20 protein-coding genes are annotated in these 22,426 nt (G+C 51.5%); 14 read left to right on the top strand and 6 right to left on the bottom strand.

Features of this window, described 5'->3' with window-relative positions; all coding sequences use genetic code 11:
* Positions 1 to 144 precede the first annotated feature (144 nt).
* The 5 genes from HYT77_02665 to HYT77_02645 are packed head-to-tail and all read left to right on the top strand — an operon-like array spanning position 145 to position 7,790.
* The gene (locus HYT77_02665; protein ID MBI2066899.1) at positions 145 to 2,094 is read left to right on the top strand and encodes a hypothetical protein; all 1,950 of its coding nucleotides are present in this window, start codon (positions 145 to 147) and stop codon (positions 2,092 to 2,094) included.
* Positions 2,095 to 2,106: 12 nt separating this feature from the next.
* Complete coding sequence (locus tag HYT77_02660; protein ID MBI2066898.1) at positions 2,107 to 4,233, top strand: hypothetical protein; 2,127 nt, start codon at positions 2,107 to 2,109, stop codon at positions 4,231 to 4,233.
* Positions 4,230 to 6,647 carry a hypothetical protein gene (locus tag HYT77_02655; GenBank protein MBI2066897.1) on the top strand — a complete coding sequence of 806 codons (2,418 nt, stop codon included), beginning with the start codon at positions 4,230 to 4,232 and terminating at the stop codon, positions 6,645 to 6,647. The genes HYT77_02660 and HYT77_02655 overlap by 4 nt, the downstream gene beginning before the upstream one ends.
* On the top strand, positions 6,640 to 7,275 hold the full coding sequence (locus HYT77_02650; GenBank protein MBI2066896.1) for a hypothetical protein: 636 nt from the start codon (positions 6,640 to 6,642) through the stop codon (positions 7,273 to 7,275). The genes HYT77_02655 and HYT77_02650 overlap by 8 nt, the downstream gene beginning before the upstream one ends.
* 56 nt (positions 7,276 to 7,331) lie before the next feature.
* Positions 7,332 to 7,790, top strand: coding sequence for a DUF1178 family protein (locus tag HYT77_02645; GenBank protein MBI2066895.1), 459 nt, complete (start codon positions 7,332 to 7,334; stop codon positions 7,788 to 7,790).
* Positions 7,791 to 7,800: 10 nt separating this feature from the next.
* On the opposite strand, the gene dctP is transcribed toward HYT77_02645, so the two are convergent.
* Positions 7,801 to 8,814, bottom strand: coding sequence for a TRAP transporter substrate-binding protein DctP (dctP, locus tag HYT77_02640; GenBank protein ID MBI2066894.1), 1,014 nt, complete (start codon positions 8,812 to 8,814; stop codon positions 7,801 to 7,803).
* 106 nt (positions 8,815 to 8,920) lie between these two features.
* On the opposite strand from dctP, the gene HYT77_02635 reads away from it, so the two are divergent.
* Positions 8,921 to 10,030: a hypothetical protein gene (locus HYT77_02635; GenBank protein MBI2066893.1), complete on the top strand. Its 1,110-nt coding sequence runs from the start codon at positions 8,921 to 8,923 to the stop codon at positions 10,028 to 10,030.
* On the opposite strand, the gene HYT77_02630 is transcribed toward HYT77_02635, so the two are convergent.
* The 3 genes from HYT77_02630 to dacB form a co-directional block, all read right to left on the bottom strand.
* Positions 10,008 to 10,187, bottom strand: coding sequence for a hypothetical protein (locus HYT77_02630; protein ID MBI2066892.1), 180 nt, complete (start codon positions 10,185 to 10,187; stop codon positions 10,008 to 10,010). The two genes, HYT77_02635 and HYT77_02630, sit on opposite strands and share 23 nt — an antisense overlap.
* 125 nt (positions 10,188 to 10,312) lie before the next feature.
* Complete coding sequence (locus tag HYT77_02625; protein ID MBI2066891.1) at positions 10,313 to 11,614, bottom strand: lytic transglycosylase domain-containing protein; 1,302 nt, start codon at positions 11,612 to 11,614, stop codon at positions 10,313 to 10,315.
* A gap of 10 nt (positions 11,615 to 11,624) precedes the next feature.
* Positions 11,625 to 13,037: a D-alanyl-D-alanine carboxypeptidase/D-alanyl-D-alanine-endopeptidase gene (gene dacB, locus HYT77_02620; protein MBI2066890.1), complete on the bottom strand. Its 1,413-nt coding sequence runs from the start codon at positions 13,035 to 13,037 to the stop codon at positions 11,625 to 11,627.
* Between the two features lie 56 nt (positions 13,038 to 13,093).
* Here dacB and nagZ point away from each other — a divergent pair, with 56 nt between their 5' ends.
* Both nagZ and HYT77_02610 read left to right on the top strand, forming a co-directional pair.
* Positions 13,094 to 14,083 carry a beta-N-acetylhexosaminidase gene (gene nagZ, locus HYT77_02615; protein MBI2066889.1) on the top strand — a complete coding sequence of 330 codons (990 nt, stop codon included), beginning with the start codon at positions 13,094 to 13,096 and terminating at the stop codon, positions 14,081 to 14,083.
* A gap of 161 nt (positions 14,084 to 14,244) precedes the next feature.
* On the top strand, positions 14,245 to 15,270 hold the full coding sequence (locus HYT77_02610) for a hypothetical protein (protein ID MBI2066888.1): 1,026 nt from the start codon (positions 14,245 to 14,247) through the stop codon (positions 15,268 to 15,270).
* A 37-nt stretch (positions 15,271 to 15,307) separates the two neighbouring features.
* Here HYT77_02610 and HYT77_02605 read toward each other — a convergent pair whose 3' ends face one another.
* Positions 15,308 to 15,544 (bottom strand): glutaredoxin, encoded by a 237-nt coding sequence (locus tag HYT77_02605; GenBank protein MBI2066887.1) that lies wholly within the window; start codon positions 15,542 to 15,544, stop codon positions 15,308 to 15,310.
* A gap of 156 nt (positions 15,545 to 15,700) precedes the next feature.
* On the opposite strand from HYT77_02605, the gene rmuC reads away from it, so the two are divergent.
* Together rmuC and HYT77_02595 are read left to right on the top strand one after the other, a co-directional pair.
* Positions 15,701 to 16,774 (top strand): DNA recombination protein RmuC, encoded by a 1,074-nt coding sequence (gene rmuC, locus HYT77_02600; protein MBI2066886.1) that lies wholly within the window; start codon positions 15,701 to 15,703, stop codon positions 16,772 to 16,774.
* Positions 16,764 to 17,582, top strand: a complete 819-nt coding sequence (locus HYT77_02595) for a kinase/pyrophosphorylase (protein ID MBI2066885.1) — start codon at positions 16,764 to 16,766, stop codon at positions 17,580 to 17,582. Before rmuC ends, HYT77_02595 begins: the two co-directional genes overlap by 11 nt.
* On the opposite strand, the gene HYT77_02590 is transcribed toward HYT77_02595, so the two are convergent.
* A complete protein-coding gene (locus HYT77_02590; protein ID MBI2066884.1) occupies positions 17,566 to 18,432 on the bottom strand; it encodes an NAD(+)/NADH kinase in 867 nt (288 codons plus the stop codon). The genes HYT77_02595 and HYT77_02590 overlap by 17 nt on opposite strands.
* 205 nt (positions 18,433 to 18,637) lie before the next feature.
* On the opposite strand from HYT77_02590, the gene HYT77_02585 reads away from it, so the two are divergent.
* From HYT77_02585 to HYT77_02570, 4 genes are all read left to right on the top strand, one after another.
* A complete protein-coding gene (locus HYT77_02585) occupies positions 18,638 to 19,162 on the top strand; it encodes a nicotinate-nicotinamide nucleotide adenylyltransferase (protein MBI2066883.1) in 525 nt (174 codons plus the stop codon).
* A 220-nt stretch (positions 19,163 to 19,382) separates the two neighbouring features.
* Positions 19,383 to 20,030, top strand: coding sequence for a hypothetical protein (locus tag HYT77_02580; protein ID MBI2066882.1), 648 nt, complete (start codon positions 19,383 to 19,385; stop codon positions 20,028 to 20,030).
* A 6-nt stretch (positions 20,031 to 20,036) separates the two neighbouring features.
* Positions 20,037 to 21,029: a hypothetical protein gene (locus HYT77_02575; protein MBI2066881.1), complete on the top strand. Its 993-nt coding sequence runs from the start codon at positions 20,037 to 20,039 to the stop codon at positions 21,027 to 21,029.
* Complete coding sequence (locus HYT77_02570; protein MBI2066880.1) at positions 21,029 to 22,420, top strand: hypothetical protein; 1,392 nt, start codon at positions 21,029 to 21,031, stop codon at positions 22,418 to 22,420. The genes HYT77_02575 and HYT77_02570 overlap by 1 nt, the downstream gene beginning before the upstream one ends.
* Positions 22,421 to 22,426 lie beyond the last annotated feature (6 nt).

The following is a 22,426-nucleotide window of genomic DNA, read 5'->3' as shown; positions in this document are numbered from 1 at the left end:
TCTCATTTTGAGAATATTATCAATCTGATAAAAGACAGTTGGCCCAATGATTAATCAACTACATGATATCGCATGTATTTTAATAATTCATTGGGGGTAGCCGCTGGCATTATTATTGCGTGTACCCTAGGGAGGGGGATACAAATGATCAACCAACAACTAAGGATTCTTTTAGGCTCTCTTTTGCTCTGCCTCTTCGTTTCGTTTTCGGTCCAAGCCGCCGAGCCGTGGGTCAAGATGCATCATGATCCTGCTTATCAACTTTTTGATCTCTCCTTTGGTGGAACAGCTCAGGAGATCTATGCCGTTGGGGGAGCGTTTCCTACAGGAGAACCTGGTGTCATTTTAAAGTCGAGTGACTATGGAGCCACTTGGGTGGAATTTGATGTCCCATCCCATCCTTCAGGTCGCCCTTTGATTAGAGGGATTGATTGTGTTGGTCTAGATACCTGCTACGCCTCCGGTGGTCGCGGGTTATTTTATAAGACAACGGATAGGGGGGCTACATGGACTGTAAACACAGCTCCCTTGACCCGTACCTTTACTGGACCACTTCGTGGTACGGTCCCCTCGTTTCAAGATGTTGCTGCCGTCTCCGATCGGATCATTGTTATGGTGGGTGACAGCGGGACGATCTTTCGATCGGCAGATGGAGGGGTGAGTTGGAATCAGGTTTCACAATTCGGAGGCAGTTTTTTTAAAGCGGTCAAATTCCATGGAATGACAGGCTTTGTTGTTGCCAGTAATGGCACTATCAGGAAAAGTACAGATGGTGGTGCCACGTGGGAGGTTTCTTTTTCAGGGGGAGGGATAACAGCCGACGATATTGAAATTGAAGGAGACCAGGTTTGGACGGCTGGCATTCCTTTTGTGCTACGAAGTAGTAATGGAGGTACTACCTGGGTGAGCACGTCTGTAATCGATCCGGTTGGGGGACGTTACGGGATTGAGTTTGTCAATGCGAGTGACGGCTGGGTGGTTGGGGGAGCTTCAAACTACATCCGAAAAACCGTTAACGGCGGCGCTACCTGGTTTGGCGGGAGTGGTGCCGAGACAGAGGAGGCAAGGGTTGATACCAGCCTTGTCCAATTGAACGAATCGGATGAAGAGGAACCGTTTGGCCCACGTGTCACGTTGCGTGCTGTCGAGTGCTCTTCAGAGGCGCTCTGTTTTATTGTTGGGGATGAGGCGACTATTTTAAGAAGACAGGTGGGTGCCCCGCCTCCTGCCCCATCAGACAGAGGAATTTTGGGGTCTGATAACACCGGTTTTATCGATAGGATTTGGAGACGCCTCGTTCCAAAAGAAAAGATTGGCCGTACTACCTCTCCCAAAAAAGGAGATTTTTCTCATCCCGAGAAAGGAGGAGAGAGGAGGTTTGAGGAAAGGGACAGCGGATCTCGTTGGGGAGCAAGAAGTGAGGGATGGGTCACGCGTCGCTGGGAGGCAACAAGAAGCTGTCCCCCTGAGGGAAGCCTTGTCACCTGGTACACAGCCGAAGGGAATGCAAACGATGCGATCGGCGTTTTTCACGGTAGCCTTGAAGGTGACGTAGCTTTTGAAACAGGACGGGAAGGGGCAGGAGAGTCATTCTCCTTCCCGGGGGACGATTTTATCGGTGTCAATGTCCGCAACCCGGGGCCAGGTTCTCCACTCAACCCAGTGGGGGACTATACGATCATGGCCTGGTTTAAGCGGACCGCGGAAACGATTGGATCACCAGGGATCGATCACGAGGGAGGGGCCTGGTTGTTTAACAACAGGGACCATGTCCAGTTCACAACGGCTAGCGGTTCGGTGATGCCTCCTTCGGTCGCGCCGGATGGAACGCCGATTCCTGATGGAACCTACCAAATGCCGATTAACGACTGGCTTCATCTTACCGGTGTCATTGAGGGGGGGACCATCAAGCTTTACTGGAACGGTGATTTGTTAAACTCCTTTACAAATCCGTCACCAACTCCGGGTGGGACGGGTGAGCTAAAAATTGGGTATGGCTTTGAAGGTCTTATTGATGACGTGATGATCTTCAACCGGGCCCTGACCACAGCACAGATCCGTAATTTTATGAGGAGCAGGAGTTGCCTTCCTTAAGGGGGCTCAGCTATGCCAGTTCATTCGAAAATAATATTCCTCTTTCTCATCGCCTCCAGGATTGCCGTTGCCCAGGGGTTTGGAGGCTTTCCTGGAAGCGGAGGGCTTCCTTCAGAGATGCCGGGAGCAGCGGGACTTACCCAAGCTCCACTCGAAAGATACAACCAACTCCTGACACCGCAGTTCAAGTACGAGAAATTGGGGGAGAATGTCCGGATCTTGAATCAAATCGGCAATGGAGATCCGACCAACTTTTATGCAAGCGGGCAGGATGAGGCGGTGGCGTACGGGTTACTGAATGGAAATAGCCTTCCCGAAGATATGTACAACCCTGACATGGGGTTGGCGAATCAGGGGGAATATACCCTCTTTCGACTCGTTGATCGCTGCCGCATGGAAGAGGGGTGTGGGAACATTGGAGCGGATGGAAAATACTTTATTTTTGGTTTTCCAACCCACGCCACGAATGTTTACCCGATCGGTCGGGGGATCATCCGTGATTCCGGGGTTTATGATCGATCCTCATCCGTTCCGAGTGGAGACACGGTCCCCACGACCCACACCCATTCCGGCTGGCAGGGGAGAAACAGCATTGATGACGGCCGCGGCTTTATTTATGGCCGTTATTTGATCAACCAGGCGAGCCTTGGAAATCCGCTTGAGCCGGATGGTTCAGTCAGCACCACAATATTGAATCGCCTCGAGGTTCGGGACCAGACTCCCGACGGTTCCCTCCACAATCCAACCTTTGTGAAGGCCCGATTTGTCGATATCCCTTTTAGCAACAATCACCTCGCGTGGGGTTTTACCTCCTACCAGATCTGCAAGAATCAGGGATACGGACCGAATAGCCTCGTCAACTGTGGAAACCACCGATCAGGGGATACCAGCGTCGTCGATCCCCAGTTTGCTCGGCATCTAAGAATGCTGATCAAAGACCATGCGGTTCCTGCGTTGGCGAAAGAGATTGCCGCGGGAAGATTTGGGAATGTCTACCCTCAAGCGCCAAGCGGTGCAGAACCTGCGTTTACCGTCGAAGAACGGGAACGGCGCGATGTGGTCGTAACGATCCTGAATATCTTGAAAGAGGTCTCTGAGCAGATTGCCTGGGAAGAGAGGAGTGTTACACGACGCTATCTCGATCTCTTTTTAGGAAGAGATCCGATCGACCTCTACACCTGCTCCTCCATGCCGCGGGATGTCCTGGTGGGCTACGACCACGAAGAGAGTCGTTTCTGTTTTAAAAACCATATTGCCAAGGATTGTCTGGCCAAGCGGTCGACTGGATCCAATAGGGACTACAATACCTCTGGAAACTATGAGGCGGGGCATTGTTTTGCCTCTTATGGGGATTGGGCCGGAAGTTATCTGTTTGAGAGAGGATATGGAACGGCCCGTGGCTATCAACTAAGTGATTCGGGGGATGGTTTTATCGAGTCTCGACAGACTGAAGATCCGTCGGCAGGAGGTTACGCCCCCTACATTGCCGCCATAATGGCGGGTGAGATGGTCCATGCCTTCTACGAAAGAAAACTGGGCCGGAACCGAATGGCCGACTGGCCGAACAGCATGGAGTCGCTCTGGCAGTCAGGGACAGCGGTGATCGCCCAGGCGCTCGTCCTCAACATGCTGGAAAAAGAGGTGTATGGCGGTTTTATCGATCAAAATTTTCAAATGAAGAAAAATGAATTTGTCCGCTCCATCACAGCGACTGTGGTCGGCGGCCGCACCCGCGTGACCGGAGCGACTCCGGGGAGTCGTTACTCCTACCCCCATGAACCGCGTGGCTACGACGAGCTTTTTCTGGGCCCGCTTTTTATGAATATGGAGACTATTTACCGAAATCTCCTCGATCAAAATGTTAAATTGGCCCGAATGCAGGCGCTGTTTCATTCGATGGCCCCCAAGATGAAACCGCCGGAACGGATGTGTCTGAACGGGATCTGCGGGGAGTATGTGCAACCGGTGGTCTCTTCGGGTGGTCCGTTGCTGGTGGAACCTCCGGTTGAAGGAACTAGACCCGTGGAAGTGAACACTTTGAATCCAACCCGTAACGAAGAACGCCGCCGCATGGAGAGTGATGATCCGAATCCGAATCGGGGGCGGATCCAAACAAATGTGAACCGGAGCAGAAAGTGAAAAAAGTTTTCATCTTATTTCTTTTATCCTCGTTCCTTTTTCCGGCGATCGCTCAGGCCGACTGGTCAGATGATCTCAGAGAAGCGGTTGAGAGGGCGATAGAATCGATTCGAGGAGCCGTCACAGAAGGTGCAGACTCCACTCCTGAAAACTGCTGGGAAGAGGAGGTCCGGTCGGCTGGACCGGATCCAATCATCAATCCAGAGACATGCAAACGATTTATCTGTGGAGGAGGTTTTTGGGGAAAGTCGGCGAGGGACGTCTGTTGCAATGGCGACATGAGAACCATCGGAGAAGGAGAAGAGGGCGTTCGTTACGAAGTCTGTTATGTGAGATCACCGACAACAACACTCTCAGGAGAGGCTTGGCATGAAATGCCGAGAGAAGAGGCGCCACCAACGGCAGGTGAGAGTTCATCTCACTTGCCCAAAACGAACAGCCTCTTCACACTAACAGATAGCTTTATCCCGGACGCCTCAGCAGATGTAGAATCGACTATCCTGGATCGGACGGGTGTCTTCCCTTGGACAGCGGGACAAAGGCTGCTTGTCGTAGCAGAGCTGACCCGTACGATTACGGAGATGGGCTTGGCGATTCTTGCCGAGGAGACACCTGAGATGCCCGATCGGGACCGATACCTGGCCATGTTAGGTTCCCCAGAAACCGAACTACGCTCTTATTTTTACCTTGCACTCCAGGCTGCCTGTTTTGCCAGGGCCCAGTTGGACGCCGGATATCGCACACCTGGCCGGTGTCCCCTATCAACAAACGATTTGAGCCCAGCAGCAAGGTCAGATGCCATTTTTGCCTGGGATCCGAATATCGAAGAGACAGCAACTTTGGGGTATACGACCTCAGTTCGTGAGATCGGTGTCTCATCCCGTTTTCAAGACCTCAGTGACTCCAGAAATTTAAAATTGGTTACCGAAGTGATCGTACACGAGACAACTCACCAGCTAAACTTTTATACTGGCCGTTTGGCATATGGTTTTTTGCCGACAGACCTCCATTATCAAAACCAGATTGAACCAGAGCCCGGGGATGATAGCGGGCGACATGTCCCCGGCTATGGAAACGCCTGGCTGCCTTATCACAACGAAACAACCGCACAACTAGCCGGAGCAATTTTTATGTCTTTCCAGGATATCGATGATGGCTGGTCTTTTTGGGGGCTCAGCAACTATTATATTCAATATTACTATTACCCGCGTCTGCGTGGGTTCGCTGAACTATTGAGAGCAGGACAAGGTACTTTGGCGCGCGACGCAGGCACACCCTATATTGCAAGAATTTTGTCTAGCACAGACCCCTTACGAAATCTAAGCGACATAACAAGATCGGGGTGTGATGCTGGAGACTTGAATTGCTATCAGAGATATCTTGATGAGTCAGGCATCGCTAGTATGTGGAGAGCTCAATGGGAGCTACAGTTTGAGGTAACCGGGGGGATATTTCGACTCTGGCCCCCCTGTCTGGAATATGTTGACCTCAATCAAAGAGTCGCAAGATGCTCGGAGGCGATGCTAGAAGCCTTTTATCCAAATCAACACGAAAACGAGATTGAAAGCCCAGAGACTTCCGATGAGCACGAGCCCGAAGGCGATCCGCCTGACGAGGATGCAGAGGCTTGGGACGCCCCGGAGCGGGCGGACCGGCAAGCATCAAGTGAAGGAGAGGGGGAGAGCGAACCGGACTTAACGATTTGCGTGTTGGATATTGTGATGGGGATCACGACCGAATCGAGTGCAGAGTGTGTCAACTGGTGTTGGAATGCATTTCCTCGCGGGGCGCCGACAGATCATTGGTTGTGCGGGCTGGTCCAGAAGGAGGATTTATCGAATGGTTGCCGCTACTCGGACAACGGGAGGTGTGAGGCTGAACTAGAGAGGCGGAGAGCGGAGGAGGCTCGTGAGGAAGCACGACGCCAAGCGGAGGCAGCAAGAAGGCGAGAGGCAGAGGAAAGGCGGCGGAGGGAAGCGGAAGAAGAGAGACGCAGAGAAGAGGAGGCGGCTGAGGCAGCCCGAGAGGCGGCATGGTGCTCGGGCGAGGGGTCGCATTATACTCTGCGATACTTGGACCAAGCGGAAGATGGTTGTTGGCCTTATATTGGACCAACTCGGTGTTGTCGAGAAGGGGGCCGAACGCATTGTGAGCCGGAACCGGGCTCAACTAATAAGGCATGCGGCAGGGACGGTTGGGCCGGATGCTGGACGGATGGACGTGAATACTACGAGTACTCTCGCTGGCCTTATGATTGGTACAATGACTTAAGATATGGTCCGGGAGACGACTATGAGATTCAAGAGGGTTACCACGCTTGTCAATTTGGTATGTACGAGCCAGGTGTTTGTCATTGTGATTGTTGGATCTTAGGTAACGGCATTGGGGGTTGGTGTGAATATTATAATGACTAAATTGTTCTTAACATGGCTGACTCTTATTTCATGTTCTCTCAGTGCTGCTGAGAAGGGGGGAGATCCTCATTTAAGAAAACTCCTGCCGCCTGGTTCCGAGTTTCAAGAGGAGTTAACGATTAAGAAGAGGGCAGGAGGAAGAGCTGAGAGTTCTTATGTACCGAACATCTATGTTTATACTGTTTCTGATGATTTTCAGGCGATGATCGGTTTTTTCACTGAAAAAGGATTCGAGGTGACCGAGTGGGACAAGAAACAATCGTTTGAGACAAAGAGGCGCCTTAAAGAACAGAGGGGATCAAAGAATCATCAAGTGGATAAGGAAAATTATCAAGAACCGATCGATCGGATGGAAGGATCTCTCTACCGAAGGGCATTTGGGATGAAAGGAGACTGGCGAGTCATATTAGAGAGTCATCAGTTCAAAGATGGGGAATGGGTTCCAGAAACAACACTGACATTTATTGGACCGCCGGTTCCCAAGGCACCACCACCAACACCTGCTCCCGGCAAGCCCGCCGCTCCAAAACCGGCCCAGACACAACCTGCCAATCCAACCAAAATAGCTCCTACTACAAAAACCCCAGTCCAAAAAACACCAACGCAACCCGGTGTGAAGAAGAAGTGAACTCTTTCTCATCCCCTCTGGACATTTTAAGGAAGAGTGCTTATCTTCCTTTCACAATGATTATTTTTGATCTCACCTGCCGATGGGGACACAGCTTCGAGGGGTGGTTCCCGAACCTTGAGGCGTTTGAGGAGCAAAAAAAACATGGACTTGTCCAGTGCCAAATTTGTGGCGACACAGAAGTGACTACGCTTCTCTCGGGAGGCCATCTCATCAAGAAAACCGGTGATTCCTCATCCGTAAAGGCTACCCAACCAAAGAGAACCGAAAAAAGCACGGTCGTCACGGGAGAGGCCGATCCGATCACCCTGGTCAAGGCACTACGCCACTATGTAAAAAGCAATTTTGAGGATGTGGGAGACCGCTTTCCCGATGTAGCGCGACAGATTACCAAGGGAGAGGCCGCCCCTAAAAGTATTTACGGCAAGGCCTCGCCCGAGGAGAGGGAAAAGATGACGGAAGAGGGAATTCCCCACTTCGTCCTTCCGGATTTACCGCCTGAATTTGAAAATTGACCCTTGATCCTTAATTTGCGCTGGCGTGGGCCCGAAGGTCCGTCAGCAACTCTTGTACCTTAACCAGTTGGTCCTGACTATAAAGATGATCAACCTGCTCCTTCCAGATCGCTTGGGTTAGATCGATCATCTCCTTCTCATCTTTTGAATCAACGGAAACAACCTGAACGCCCAGCCGCTTGATCTCCTCAAACGCAACCTTGTTATCCTTACGTGTCTCCACCACAATACGCCGCATATGTTTGCCAGTGACCTCTTTCAACAGTTTTTTGTCCGACGGAGAGAGCTTTTCAAATTCCGATCGTAGCATCACGAGCGCTGCCATGGAATTATAAAAAGGGAGATCTGTCATGTACTTCACCTTGGAGGCCCACTGCAGTGCAAGGGTTCCAAGAGGAGGGGCATAAACCGCCTCGATCATATTGGTGGAGAGCCCGGTCATGACGTCCGTAATCGCGAGCGGCACAGGCGAAACACCCAACTTCCCGAATGTCTCTGCCGCAATCGTATCCCCTTCCCACTGCCACATCTTGAGTCCCTTCAGATCGGAGAGGCCACGAACCGGCCGCGTTGAAAAGATCTGGACAAACCCGACCTCTCCCCAACCCAGCAGAACAACAGAAGGGTTCGCATTGAGGAACTGCTCCTCCAACTGGGGGGTCAATTTTTCGGTGACCCGATCAACCTCTTCCGTATTCTGAAAAAGAAAGGGGAGCTCCATCACTCGGAATGACGTGGCAATCTGCCCCAAACCGTTTCCTGTAAATCCACCTACCTGGATCTGATTGATCCGCATCTTACGAACCACATCTTTTTCGTCCCCCTGAACACCTCCGGGGTAAATACGAAACTCCATTTGCCCTTGGCTCCGCTGTTTTAGCTCGGCATTCATTTCATTCAAAATCTTGTCCCAAGAGGAACCGGGAGGGGCAACATGCGCAAGTTTAATCTGCTTAACCTCCGAACCGGCCGGCCGGATTCCAAACAACAAAACAACCATCATGAGCAAAAGAAATCTTTTCACGAAACACCTCCTTAAAAATTGAAATGAACAGACAAGGCCGTTCTTTTAGCCAAAGCAGCGAAAAGAAAGCAAGCAACGAATGATGAGGCCAACCGAACAGGGGCCTATGAAAATATCATCATTTCATCTTCTGGCAGGCGCTGCTCTGGGCGGCGTAACAGCCTGTGCCCGATTGGCAACGGGACCGACGACACCACCCACCACACCTCAAACGACCGATCCCAGCAGTCCCTGGAGGATCGATGGGGCAGAGAGCTTTGATCTCAAAATACCACACCATTTTTTTGCGAGAAAACACCGGACGAATCCGGAAGAGACCGTGTGTCATACTCAAGGGCTTGCGCTCACACGGGATCATGTTGTGATCAGCTGTACACTCTTCAACAAGGACAGAAAGGCAGAAACGGCCCAGAGTTACCTTTTAACAGGTTCCCGCAAGGAGGTCCTCTCTCCCAATCCGAAAGATCCTCACTGGAAATTAATCGAAACAACCGATCAGCCCCCGACCATGATTGGATCAAAGAAGCCGGCTCCATTGGGGCATCCCTCCGGTTTGGCTCCCTTTCTCCCATTCCGGAACCTTGTTTTTGCAAACAGCACCTACGGACCTGAAGGATACAGCCAATTTCGACTCTTTGACCCTCAGACGATGTCCTTGCGTCAGCTCTTAACTCCGATCCCCGAACATCTCGGCGCCGTCGCTCCGCTGTTGGGTCGTTATTTGGTAGGACTCACCTGGAATAGTGAGGCATTTCTTGTGGTCGACTCAAAGACAGGGTCCTGGAAAAAATATCCAAACGATCTGGCGGAGCATGTTGATTACCAAGAGTGTGAGGCAGTTAATGACAGGACGCTTCTTTGCACGGGCAACACCAGGATGCCATCCATAAGCCCCGAGTATTATTTTGGGCGAGGTCATTTCATTGAGGTGTCCGGTGATGATCTGAACAGCTTTGAATTTCGGCTAAAAAATCTTCTCTACGCAAAAGGCCCGATGGGACGTGGGGTGCGATGGGGCAACAGAAATTTGGGGACGATTCTCCTTAAAAATCCCCTCGCCTCCCCGAATCGGTATGGGGATTATCAAACACCGGAAACACTTACTTTTGAAGGAATGGCGATCGACAGAGAGGAACGCTTTATTTACTTTCTTCCGGCGGACATTCCCGGAGGAAAGTTGATCCGCTACCGCCTCAACGATTCCCACGATATTTGAGACCGCTGGATGTCAGATCGAGAAAGTCGATAAATTGGTATCTCTTTCGGCTCAAGGCACGAAGGGCCAGCCTGAAACACCCCCTCAATCCATAAATCCGGAAGACATCCAGGGGATGACGGATCATATCGCCTGTTTTGATAATGCCTACAATCATTCTCTAACCCTCCCGCTCCTATTAGTCTGCAATCGATGTGCCCCAAGCGTTATACAATCAACCAATTGATTTTATTCATTAAATTAAACAATTGGGTTAAAAATAAGGGGGCTGGAGATCCCTATTTAGGGGATCTCCGTTTGGATCGAGGCATAATCTAAGGCAAGATCGGCCGGGACGGAAGGGTACTGCATAAATCGTGTCTTAAAAACGTCCGACCTTCCATAAGGGAGGCGTATCTTCGCTCCCGAGGGGAGAAGATAGACGCCTCTCGCCACCTCACGAACATAGGAAGGATTTAAACGGGAAAGCTCTTTCAGGTTGCTGCCACTCCAGAAGGCGATCTGTGGAAAAGAGGCCCGTGCCGGCAAGGCAACAAAGTCAAACAAAAGAGGCTCCTCACGCTGAATGAATCCCAGGTATTGATCGGCATGATGGAATACCTCAACAGCCGCCAGAAAAGAGGGATAAAAATTGCGGGAGGCAAAACCGAACACGCCGCCCCGATATTCACGAATAATTGTTCCAAGATCTGTCGTGCCGGTTGCACTGACTGCCTTCTGCATTGTACCAACACCGGCATTGTAAGCAGTCACCGCGAGGGGCCATTCCCCAAGGACCTCATAATTTGACTTCAAAAGGCGTGCAGCGGCATGCGTCGCGAGGATTGGATCATACCGCTCATCAATCAGATGACCGACCTGAAGATATCGGCGGGCCGTCCCCGGCATGAACTGCCAGAGACCAACCGCTCCAACCTTTGATTGGGCCCTCTCCTGAAAAAGGGATTCCACAAAAACGAGCCGTGTCAACTCCATGGGAATATCATAATATTCGAAAATCTCTTCGAAGAGGGGGAGGTATTTCCCAGAAACCTTGACCGCATTGCCAAACTTGTCTTTAAGCCCCCTTTGGGCGCGAACCCTTTCCGCGGCCTCTAATGGAAGATCTTCTCCAATCCGTTTGATCTCTGCCTGAATCAACTTTTCACGAGCTTTTTCCTTTTCGAACTCGGAGAGCCCCTGTTGATCCCAAGAAGAAAAATCAAGAACACCGTAAATAACAGACAGGTCTCCACTGTCATGCAAAACGGTCTGATTAAAATCGTAGACGGCATAGATTTGCCTCCAGAAATCGACCGCCGATCGTAGAGAAGGAGGGGGTGTCAAAAAAAGGCTCCTACCCGACTCAGGGACCGACAAAGAGGGAGAAAAGAGGTGCGGATCATCTTGTGGTATCGGCCTGTTTGCTTCCGTCGTTACCTCTTTGGAGAAGGAAGTTATCTCTGTCAATTTTTGTTCAGATTGAAGCGCCGTAGATTGAGAAAATCGGCCCATGAGTCGATGTGAAAGAAAAGTAACCCCCTGATGAAGCCCCAATCCCAACATCACAACCAACGCAATAACTCCCCACGATCGACCGTTCATAAAAAATATTCTATCCTTTCATCTCCACTGTCTCTTTCAATACCTCCTCAAGAATCCGTTGCATCACGCGGTTAATTTTCTCTTTGGAACCAGGGTAGTCATTGAAAAGGAACACAAAGGCGACGGGACCCTGCGTATGATTAATGTAGCCTGCCAGTGTACTCACCTTTCTTAAGCTCCCCGTTTTAGCAAAGACTCTTCCACGGAGAGCCCCCCCTAACTTCCGCTCAATAGTACCATCAACACCCGCCACACTCAAGGAAGAGATAAAATCGTCCCTCCAAGGAGAGTCGTAAATATCCGACAAGACCTTCATGAGATGATTGGCGGAGAGACGTGAACTTTTTGAGAGACCGGAACCATTTTCAAGATAAACACCGGGCTCTGTAATCCCCAAACTGGCCAGATAGCGTTGAAGAACCTCCTGACCCTTTTTCATTGTGGCAGGTGGCCCCAACTGAAAAGCCCCCAGGCTTTTAAAAATCTGTTCGGCCGAGAAGTTATTGGAGAACTTGCCGAGACTGGAGATCAGTTCCTTCAGAGGGGGCGAGTGATAAGTCCAGATGAGCTTTGCCTCAGGAGGGATTGCCTCCCGTACAATCTTTCCCTGAAAGGTGATCCCGGTCAACTGAAGCGCCTCCCATACAGACGTGGCCAAAAACAGGGCCGGTTCCGACACCATTTCCCGAATACTCGTTTCCCGAATCTTGATCGGTATCGTGCCACGCACGACGACAACATCTCCACGACGTTCTGTCGAGATAACCGGCTGTCTCCGACCCTTTGTCTTGACCCGGTTCTGCAGAGAAACATACCGAGTTGGATGTTTTAGTGAAAGAAGAGCCGGTTTTCCAACCTGCCCTCCTGGCTGAACAATCATCTCAACCGTATTAAAGTTAAAAACGAGGGGGCCCGTTTCAATCAGATAATTTTTGCCACGATCGTCCGAGAGGTAGGTGAAAGGATGCTCATGATCATAAAATGTCTCGTCGGCATAAATATTTCCCTGAATCTCACGAATGCCAAGATTTTGAAAACCTTTCACGACCACATCCAAGGACTCGGTTACAAAGAACGGGTCTCCATACCCCTTGATCCAGAGATTTTGGATGACACCCGCTGCAGGCTCCCCTTGGGAATAAAATTCCGTTTTAAATGAGAAATCCGGCCGCAGTATCTTCATGGCCGCCTGAGCGGTGGTCAGTTTTGCTACAGAGGCAGGGGAAAGAAGCAGCTCCGAATTTTTATCGTACCAGATGGCCCCATCCGCGAGATGAACAATCTTTAAGGCGATTTTTCCGCGATCCAGATGATGTTTTTTGAGAATCTCATCGATCCGCCCTGAAAGAGGTGTCGCCAGTGCCGTTAAAGGCAGCCCCAACAAAAAAAGCGCCGGAAAATAAACTCGTTTAAATCCCCCCACTATGTTAGGAAAACTACCTGAAAGAGACATCTTAAGAAAGTTTTTTTTAAACCACGATGCTGAGGAAAACGAGCCGGCTCTTTTTCTGGGGATTCAACGGAACCGCTGTTTCGCCCCGTCTGAAAAGCCTTCTACGGAGGTATCCTCCGGCAGGTGTAATCCTGTTCCGCAGAAATATCGTTCATGCAAAGCAGTTGCGTCAACTGACGGGCGCCTTGAGGGCCGTCGTTCCAAACCTTCTGATTGGGATTGATCAGGAGGGGGGACGGGTCGCCCGATTGAGGAGCGGATTCACACAGTACCCCCCCGCTTCTTTCTGGGGAGAGCTCTACCAGAGGGCAAAATGGAGAGAGGAGTTCTTCCGATCGATCGGCCGTTTTATGGGGCGCGAGCTCCGAACCGTGGGGATTAATCTCGACTTTGCCCCTGTCCTTGATGTCCACTCCAATCCAAAAAATCCGATTATCGGGGACCGTGCGTTCTCCAGTGATCCAAAGGTTGTGATCCAAACCGCAATCCCGTTTGCCAAAGGGCTGTTGGAGGCCGGCGTGATCCCCTGTGGCAAACATTTTCCAGGACATGGAGATACCTCCACCGATTCCCATAAAAACCTGCCGCAGGTCTCTCTTCCCCCAAAAAGTCTCTGGAAGAGAGAACTTCCACCGTTTCAGATCGCTGCCTTGGCAAAAATTCCGGCACTGATGACCGCCCATGTCCTTTATCAAAAACTGGATCCAAATTATCCGGCAACACTCTCAAAAATTATCCTGCAAAAACTGTTGCGACAGCAACTTGGATTCAAAGGGGTGTTGTTTTCGGACGACCTCCAGATGAGAGGAATCGCAGACCGCTGGTCGCTTTTGGAATCGAGTCTTCTGGCGTTTGAGGCCGGCTGTGACCTGCTCATGATCTGTGACGGGATGGAAAAGGAGCTTGAGACCCTCCTCCCTTTTTCTGCCGAAATCGGCAAGAGTCCGCTCCTCAAAAGGCGTCTTCATGAAAGCCTGATGCGCATCCAACGGTTGAAGGGAATAGTTCCTAATTGAGGTCCCCCCTCCCCAGCTTATGTCATAAACCCAGGCACATAGTACAAAGCGCGCCTAAAAACGTATTAATTTCAAATCGTTAAACACACAAAAAAGAAGGTGGGTGGGCACCCATATTGCAGATTAGAGGGGTTGGAGGTCTCCCTCCAGAGGAATGGTGTATGCCACTTGATCGATCAGAAGGGATTCAGGCAAGTCGCGAGGCACAGGCCCAGCAGAACCTGGCCGAGCTGAGTCAGCAGAATAACGACTCCCTCTCAAGGCTCTTTACCGCCGCGAAACAAATCTCCCAAGGATTTAAGATCAGTGGGGATGCGATTCTCACCCGTGCCGAATTGACGCGGCTTTTAAACTTCAAAAATAGTGAAACAAACCAGATGGCGCGACAAATGTTGCCACCTGAGACGACCTCATCTCTTCAGGATCAGATGAGGAATGTGAACCCGGACCAGTTTGTGAAGCTGGACCCGGACCAAACCTCCAGGCTGGCGGATGCCGTTCGAAAGACAGATGTCGGAAAAAACTTTGAATCGGCCCAGATGGCCGACCGGGCGCGGCAGGCCCAACTGAACCTGGCTGTTAGAAACGGCAGTCAAACAGAGGGAAGAACGCTCGCCAATAATGCAGCGACCGAGGCGGCTCGTTGGCAACAGTTCCAACGTGGAAAAACGGCAACCCCTCCGGCCCATCTTCGACCAGCAACCCCTAGCTCAAAAACGGCAACCAAAACGGATCCTAAAGGAACTCTCCCCCAGACAAAGCAATCGTTAGCTCCACACAAAGGTACTGCCATTGCCCATCAGAGGCCAACAGGCACAACCTCCAAACCCCCTGGAAATTTACAGACAGCGACGCCCCGTAGCACCACCGGCATGGCACGCTCCACCCCGGAAAGAACGGGTGGACTGATAGCCTGCGATGCCAACACCGATCCACACAAGATGGCGGAGTTTTGTGAGACGATCGATCGGGCCCGAAAATTTATGGCCGCCGATGTCCAGGCGCGCTCCGCAGTTGTTGTAGCCCCTACACCTCAAGGCACCTATGAGGCCGGCGACCTTCATCGAACCGCCCTCCAAAAATTTTCAGACCCAAGGGGTGGTGACGAAGGAAAGAAAACAGAGGGGCTTGCCTGTGAGTATGCCGTGCGACGGCGGGGGGATTACAACCGGAACAGCCCGGCCTAGCACTTCGACTCATAAATCCCTACTGGGATTTATTCACTCAGTACTCGATTTCTCCCTTACGATCGAGCTCCACCAACTCCTGAAAACCACCAATCAGTTTTCCATCAATAAATATCTGAGGGACTGTTCGCCAGCCGGTCTCTTTAATGAGATTGTCAAACGCCTCATCGCCACTGACATCGATCTCCTCAAAGGCCAACCCCTTTGAACGAAAAAGATCCTTCGCCGCGTGGCAATAGGGGCAATTATTTGTGGTATAGATTTTGATATTCAATCTTCCCTCACCCTCATCAAAATTTAATCAAACCCCTTCCCTCTCGCGCCCTTCGGCATGGCTCAGGGCAGGCCAAGGGGAGAGGACCCCTCGTTGTTGACGGGCTAATATGACTTTCTAATTGCTTTCACAAGCCTGCGGAATTAGATTTTGGGCATGACCCTCCTGACATTTACCGTTCTGCTCGTCACATTAGGTGGTTTTGGACTGCTGGCTTATCTCTTAACCCGTCCTCGTGATTCAGTCGACCTCCTTCTCAAGCAGGAATTGGACCGGCTTCAAAAGAGCCATGATGAGAATATCCGCCAGGTTCACGATCAGCTCGGCAAGCTGACAGGAGAAATCGGCAAAAGACTGGAGGAGAATTTCCGTCAGATGAACGATACCAATCGTCATGTTGGCGACCGACTCGATAACGCCGCCCGAGTCGTTGGTGAGGTCAAAAGTCGCTTAAGCCAGCTCGAAGCGGCAACACAACAAGTCCATAATGTCGGGAAAGATATCGCGATGCTTCAGGAGTCACTCCGCTCCCCAAAATTTCGTGGGGGCTTTGGTGAACTCTTGCTCGAAAACCTGTTGAAACAGGTCCTCCCTCCGGAGTCTTTTGAGATTCAATACCTTTTCAAAAGCGGCGAGAGGGTCGATGCGGTGATTCGGACAAAAGAGGGATTGATCCCAGTCGACTCAAAGTTCCCCCTCCCAAACTTCCGGAAACTGGTTGAGGCGAGCTCTGAAGAGGAGAAAAAAATAGCTCGAAAAGATTTCATCAGCGACGTCAAAAAACATATTGACGATATCTCAAAATATATTCGCCCGGAGGAAGCAACCCTCCCCTTTGCGCTAATGTATATCCCGGCAGAGAACATCTATTATGAGGCGATTATCAAGGACGAAACCCTGGAGGCCGACCTGCTCTCCTATGCCCAGAAAAAAAGGGTCTTTCCGGTTTCTCCCAACAGCTTCTACGGTTATCTGCAGACGATCGCGATCGGTCTCAGGGGAATGAAGATTGAGGAGTGGGCCCACTCGCTGGACACCCATCTTCAACGCCTCAAGGAGGATCTGAAGAGATTTGTGGAGGAGTTTGCGCAGATCGGCCTCCATCTCAAAAACTTGCGTCAAAAGTATGAATCGGCCGAAAAGCGCCTGGAAAAGTTTGGAGATAAGATGGCCGATCTGGAGGCTCCCGCTGAACAGGAGCGCCTGAAGGTTCTTCCGAGTGCCCACTGAACCCTCAACAAATATCATTTACGCCGTTTCGGACGCGACAGGAGATCTGGCGGAGGATTTGGCCGATGTCGTCCTGAAACAGTTCGGCTCGGAACAGGTGATCATCATGAGAAGGCCTAAAGTAACCACTCCTGAAAAGATCGATCAGATCATCCGTGAGGCAAAAAAAACCAAAGGTCTGATTCTTTTTACACTCGTCTCCGAGGGCAACCGAAAACATCTCCTGCAAAGATCCGCAGAGGCTGGAATCATGACGATCGACGTCATGGGGCCCCTTCTGGAGACCTTCACCCATTTTTTTCATAAAGCCCCTTCAAGCCAGCCCGGGAGACAATATCAGCTGACTACTGATTATTTTCGCCGTAATGAAGCGGTCAGTTTTACGATCAAACACGACGACGGCCTAGGGGCGGGAACAATCCACGAGGCCGACCTGGTTCTGTTGGGTATTTCCCGGACCTCAAAGACCCCAATCTCTATCTATCTCGCCTTCAGGGGCTACAAAGTGGCGAATATTCCGATCGTCATCGACATCCCTCTTCCACCGGAAGTGATGGAGATTCCCCGTACAAAAATCATGGGACTGACGATCTCGCCATTTAAATTGGTGGAACTCAGGAAAAACCGTCTCGATAAAATCGGGCGGCGGTTTACAAAAAAATACGCCGATCTCGAGGCGATTCGCGAAGAGATTGCCTGTTCCAAACAGATTTTTGAGAAACTGGGTAATATCCCGGTGATTGATGTCACCAACAAGGCGATTGAAGAGGTCGCCAGCGAGATCCTTTTTCTTATCCCACCATCTTAAGTGGAGAATGAGACCGTTTGATTGTGATCGTCCATCCCCGCTTGACCGGATAAACAAGATGCGGACCGTCAATATAGACAGCGGCATCATCGATCATGGAAAAGATGGTGACTTTCTCTCGTGGCGAAAGAATCCCGCCTCGCAGACGATATCTTTTTCCACGGGGTTGGTACGGTTCCCTCACCCTATATTGAAAACGGGCCGAACGGATCGGCAACGACCTTCCACCCGCCGAACGAATCGCTGCGGTGGAACCCGCCGCCGGAGAGATCCAGACCCCGGAAGATTTCTGCTCCTCCCGAATTCTCCGGGCACTCAGCAGGTATCGTGCCGTACTCGCAGGATTCTGATTGGCAAACAGAATGTCATTTAAGACGAGTGGTATCTTTTTTTGACCCGGAATACTCAATTTCAATCGAGAGAGCACTAAAAGCGGGTGTTGATCTTTTAAGATAGAGATGATTTTGCGTCGAAAGTTGGAACGATTGGCGCGGCAGAAAAATCCGACAGACTCGGAAGGGGCGGAGTTGACCCCCATCATCACCCCTTCTTCGAGAAAATGGGCCGTCTCCAAAAAGGTGCCATCACCACCAATCGTAATGACCAGGTCATAACCACGAATCGGCTTCAAGTAATACCGTTGTCTCAAGTCAAACGATACGCCTAGGGCACGCAGCTCCTCCTGAACGGCCTCAAGGGTGCTTCGATGCTCCTGATGAACACCGCGGGAGGTCCGGGTCGCTGCACTCCCCACCCGAAGGAGTTGCAAATAGACGGGGTCTTTCTCCCCAAAAACATGCGCCTCGTAGGAACTTTTTTTGTAAACGATCAGTGCCTTACGTATCCTCATAAATGAAGCTCCCCGCGGCAAGACCGCGGGGTTTCTTGGCGGAATCCCCGTAGCCACCGACCCTCCTCTGCCAATGCTTCGGATCTCTGGACCCTTCATCCCCGCCGCAAGACGGCAGGGTTTTCTGGCGGAGGCGGATAACAACTCCCCCCTGCAAAGGGGAAAAGAACTGGAAACGTCCCCCCTCTTACACTAAGAGGAAGGTGTGGCGAAGAAAAAAAATGTCGCCCTCTTTGGGGGCTCCTTTAATCCCCCACATATTGGGCATTTGGAGATTGTAAAAAGGGTCGCCAAGCGGAAAAGCATTGATGAGGTTTGGATACTCCCGGTCTGGAGGCATCCGTTTCGGAAAAAGTTGCCGGGGTTTAGTAAGAGACTAAGGGCTTGTCGTCATTTTTTCCTCCCCCCTCTTAAGGTAAGCCTGCCCTGCTGGATAGGCCAGGGAGTAGGGACAGGGGGGTGTTATGAAAAGATCAAGATTAAGAGCCATGAAAAACATGCCGGCGCGACTGGCCGTACTATTGATCTCCTGAAATACCTCACCCAAAAATTCCCCTCCTGCCGTTTCTTCTGGGTCATGGGGAGTGATACTTATAAGCAGCGCAAACGATGGAAGGATTTTAACGGGATCAAAAAAATGGCCCGGCTAATCATTTTTCCGAGGGGGCCGAGATCACCAATACCAAATATAGCGAGTCGAGAGATGAGGAAGGGTACTGGAGTTGAATGATTCTTCATTTATTTTAAGCCAACCCCCCACTTTCCCCGAAACCACCCCTGTCCCCCCTCGATAGAGCCCGCATGCAGCAAATTCCTGCCCCAAATCAGGGGCGTGTTGAAAAATTGCATTTTTCAACAGTCCCATCAGCGCAAATTGATGACATGCCGCGGCATGGAAGGGGGGCAACAAATGATTTTTGAAGCCGAAAACTTATTTGAGGAGGGGATAAATGCCGGGATTTAGAGCCGCTTTGGAGAAGGCACTTGCCGATTCCGTCGTCTTTCCGTCGGAGTGGAATACCGACCTCAAGGTGAAATGGGAAGAGGCGATCCGTAATAGCGAAACAGCCGAAATTCAAGGCGGATTGGGTCTGCTTGTCCAAGACAAGAGACGCGTCGTTATGCCGACTGTCTTGGCCGATATCACGTCATCTGCCACTGCCGATTTTCAAGGCCTCATCGATCAAATTTCTCAAATCGCCGGGGACCAGGAGTTTATAAAAAATCATGTCGCCTCAGCCGATTCAGACCGGAACGGGCTGAACCCGGCAGAGATCACACAGGCCTATACAGGGCTCCACTATCTTCAGACGCGAAGAGGTTTTGATCATACCGTAATCACGGGTGGTATCAATCTGCTCGTCGCCACCTGGCGAGAAGAGAGAAAGTGGTTGGAAGAGGGGGTTTTAAATTTATTTGCGGCACAACCGAATCAGACCCCGGCGCATCTTTCGGGATGGGGAGTCAACACAGATCTTGTCACCAGTTATCGATCCGCCAAAGTTTCGAAACCAAAACCAGTCGCCAGACAACATTCGGAAAACCGCAACCGGGGAAATTCGACAGGAAATCTCGACGCCCTGTTTGGGAGGAAATAACTAAAAATGTCTCAACCGGTCGTGACAACCAAGCCCGTTCGTAACCAATCGCTGGAACTCAAAACAGGCGATCCGGCACCGCAGACTATCAACACGCTCACCGACGATGATTTTAGGAGCGCCTCAAGCGCCTACTCTCTGATGACATTTGCCTATGGCCCCAACATCCCCTGGAAGGGCTGTTTCTCGGTTGAGCCACTCAGAGACCCCATGAAAAGTCGTGAGGTTGATAGCTTCTTTAGGAGGAAGAAAAATAGCCTGGGAGAAGGGACAAGCTCTGTTGTTGATGATCTCCTCTTCTGGTCGCAATTCGCACAGGGGGTAAAAGGTTCCGATTCCAAAAATTCAAATGAGATCTGTTGCGAGACCGACATCCGAAAGGCGGCCATTCAGAGAGGGCTTGCCACAGCGGCCAATTTTCCGCTCGCCTGCCAACAGGCCCGCGCCGCCGTCCTGGGCTCCTATTATGCCCAGGAAGAGACGAATAAGGGGAAACCCAACCCGGGTGAGGTAAAGGAATGCGAGGATCTGCAGTGGGACGAGAAACGTTATGTCGGGAGTTTTATCTGGGCCGGCATCGGGACGATCCTCGTCGAAACGATCTGGACGATCGGCGAAACAATCATTCGTAGACCATGGAGACTCGCACCTGTTCGTACAATACCCGCCAGAACAATTGCTGAGGCGGCCATCAGGCCCTGGCCGTTGCCTGTCAGGGGTCTGGGGTACGTCCTCCGCCAGACAGGATATCCCCTCCGACTTCTTGGGTTTTGGTTTGCCACCCGTCTCGTCATCCCGATTGTCGGTGGTGGACTTCTTTTGATGGGAATCGATTGGATTTATGCCAGGGTCAAGGACCCCAAGTGCGGGGTTGGCTTTATCCCCCACATCTACGTCTTTGTCCTTGATCATATTGTCGCCCCACCGGTCCGTCTCGTGAGACAGTTCATCGGGCTGTTTAAAAAAGGGCAACCGGTTCCAGAGGGAGGTAAAAGCTGATGCAGATCCCATGGAGCCGTTATGCAATCCGTTCGGCATTGGCCCTCCTCCCAGGCGTTGCTGCCTGCGCCACAGCCGGCACCACTGGAGGGGTCACACCCGGCGGCAGGCCCAAGGCGGTTCCTGCCCCAAAAGAGATGCCGTTACCAGAGCGGCAGGCCTACGATCTCTCCCTCGAGCTCCTCACGCAGTCTGTGACAGTCGAGAACGGCCCAAGTCTCTCACTGGGGGATTTTGAGAGGGTCAATTTTAACCGAACCGGGATCTGCAAGCCGGATGGAAAAAATTCAAACCAATGTGTCTGGCAGCCACCGTTCTGGCTCGCACTACGCACATTCATTGCAGAGAAGCCAAGTACCGCCCCTGTCTGCGTCGACTTCGATTTTGTCGAAAAATTCTTGAGACCGGCAACGGAATCGGGCCAGATTGATGCGGCACTCTACGAGGTAGTCCGAGAGAGGGCAATCACTCTCTGCTCTACAGGCAGGACCTCAGGCCCAACCCTCCCGACATCTGCTGCGGATGATATCCCGCTCACCGACCCAGCCGTCTTTTTTGCAGGGGCGAGCAGCGTGGTCTCGACACCAGAACCCCCAACACAAACTCCTCCACCAGGAACCGGTACACCTCAGAATTTGCCTAGACCCGCCCCACCGGCACCACCACCTTCTTCACCGGGGCCTAAGGCCCCTGCCCCATCCGGCCTCATGGACCAAAAAACAGTCGAGTCACTCTTTGGCAAGGAGCTCCTTGCAAGACTTAAGCAGGGTGGATCGGGTTACTCCTATCACCTCACGGCACAGGAAAAACTCGCGCCGAATACCCTCCCACGACAGACCGCCTGGGCGATCATCCCGGCAGAGCCGAAGGCGGTCGCGCGTCGACTCCTCTCCATGAAAGGCGCCTGGGCACCCGGAATGACCTTCTCAGACTGCACCAAGACGGCCGACGAGTTGGTAAGGGAGGCAAAACAGGCCGGCGGCGCAACGGCTACTCAATATTTTGAGCTCAAACTCGAAGAGGGGGGGATGACGATCCTCTCACAGGCGAAGGTATTTTTTGACTACATCAAGGACAACGGGGACGGGAGCTGGGAGATGCACTTTCAACTCACCCCGATGCAAACGGGGGCACTCGCCCATCCCGTCAAATCCGGCTATTCGCAGATTCGTGAGGAAGAGGGGCACTACAAACTCTATCCGATCGTTACGCCGGACGGAAAAGTCTTTACAGCAATCGAATGGATGCTCGATGCCCAGATCGATATATCAGGGGCGGAGTTTAACACCGCCCTCTTCAATATCTACAAACTGGCGAGGAGAAATGTGCCCGGCTTTTTACGGGCCGCAAGCCATGGTGCCGGGGCCGGTGGAAAACTGGGACTGAAATAACGAGGG

This window comes from Deltaproteobacteria bacterium (assembly GCA_016180855.1).
Lineage (GTDB): Bacteria > UBA10199 > UBA10199 > JACPAL01 > JACPAL01 > JACPAL01.
Note: the sequence above shows the minus strand (reverse complement) of the source record. Positions and strands in the feature narration are given on the sequence as shown.

Bases quoted from the DNA above. Each gene is read 5' to 3' on its own strand.
- HYT77_02665 (MBI2066899.1), top strand. From the start codon at position 145: ATGATCAACCAACAACTAAGGATTCTTTTAGGCTCTCTTTTGCTCTGC.
- HYT77_02580 (MBI2066882.1), top strand. From the start codon at position 19,383: ATGCCGGGATTTAGAGCCGCTTTGGAGAAGGCACTTGCCGATTCCGTC.
- HYT77_02635 (MBI2066893.1), top strand. From the start codon at position 8,921: ATGAAAATATCATCATTTCATCTTCTGGCAGGCGCTGCTCTGGGCGGC.
- HYT77_02590 (MBI2066884.1), bottom strand. From the start codon at position 18,432: ATGAGGATACGTAAGGCACTGATCGTTTACAAAAAAAGTTCCTACGAG.
- rmuC (MBI2066886.1), top strand. From the start codon at position 15,701: ATGACCCTCCTGACATTTACCGTTCTGCTCGTCACATTAGGTGGTTTT.
- HYT77_02650 (MBI2066896.1), top strand. From the start codon at position 6,640: ATGACTAAATTGTTCTTAACATGGCTGACTCTTATTTCATGTTCTCTC.
- HYT77_02610 (MBI2066888.1), top strand. From the start codon at position 14,245: ATGCCACTTGATCGATCAGAAGGGATTCAGGCAAGTCGCGAGGCACAG.
- nagZ (MBI2066889.1), top strand. From the start codon at position 13,094: ATGCTGAGGAAAACGAGCCGGCTCTTTTTCTGGGGATTCAACGGAACC.
- HYT77_02625 (MBI2066891.1), bottom strand. From the start codon at position 11,614: ATGAACGGTCGATCGTGGGGAGTTATTGCGTTGGTTGTGATGTTGGGA.
- HYT77_02570 (MBI2066880.1), top strand. From the start codon at position 21,029: ATGCAGATCCCATGGAGCCGTTATGCAATCCGTTCGGCATTGGCCCTC.
- HYT77_02630 (MBI2066892.1), bottom strand. From the start codon at position 10,187: ATGATTGTAGGCATTATCAAAACAGGCGATATGATCCGTCATCCCCTG.
- HYT77_02645 (MBI2066895.1), top strand. From the start codon at position 7,332: ATGATTATTTTTGATCTCACCTGCCGATGGGGACACAGCTTCGAGGGG.
- HYT77_02575 (MBI2066881.1), top strand. From the start codon at position 20,037: ATGTCTCAACCGGTCGTGACAACCAAGCCCGTTCGTAACCAATCGCTG.
- HYT77_02660 (MBI2066898.1), top strand. From the start codon at position 2,107: ATGCCAGTTCATTCGAAAATAATATTCCTCTTTCTCATCGCCTCCAGG.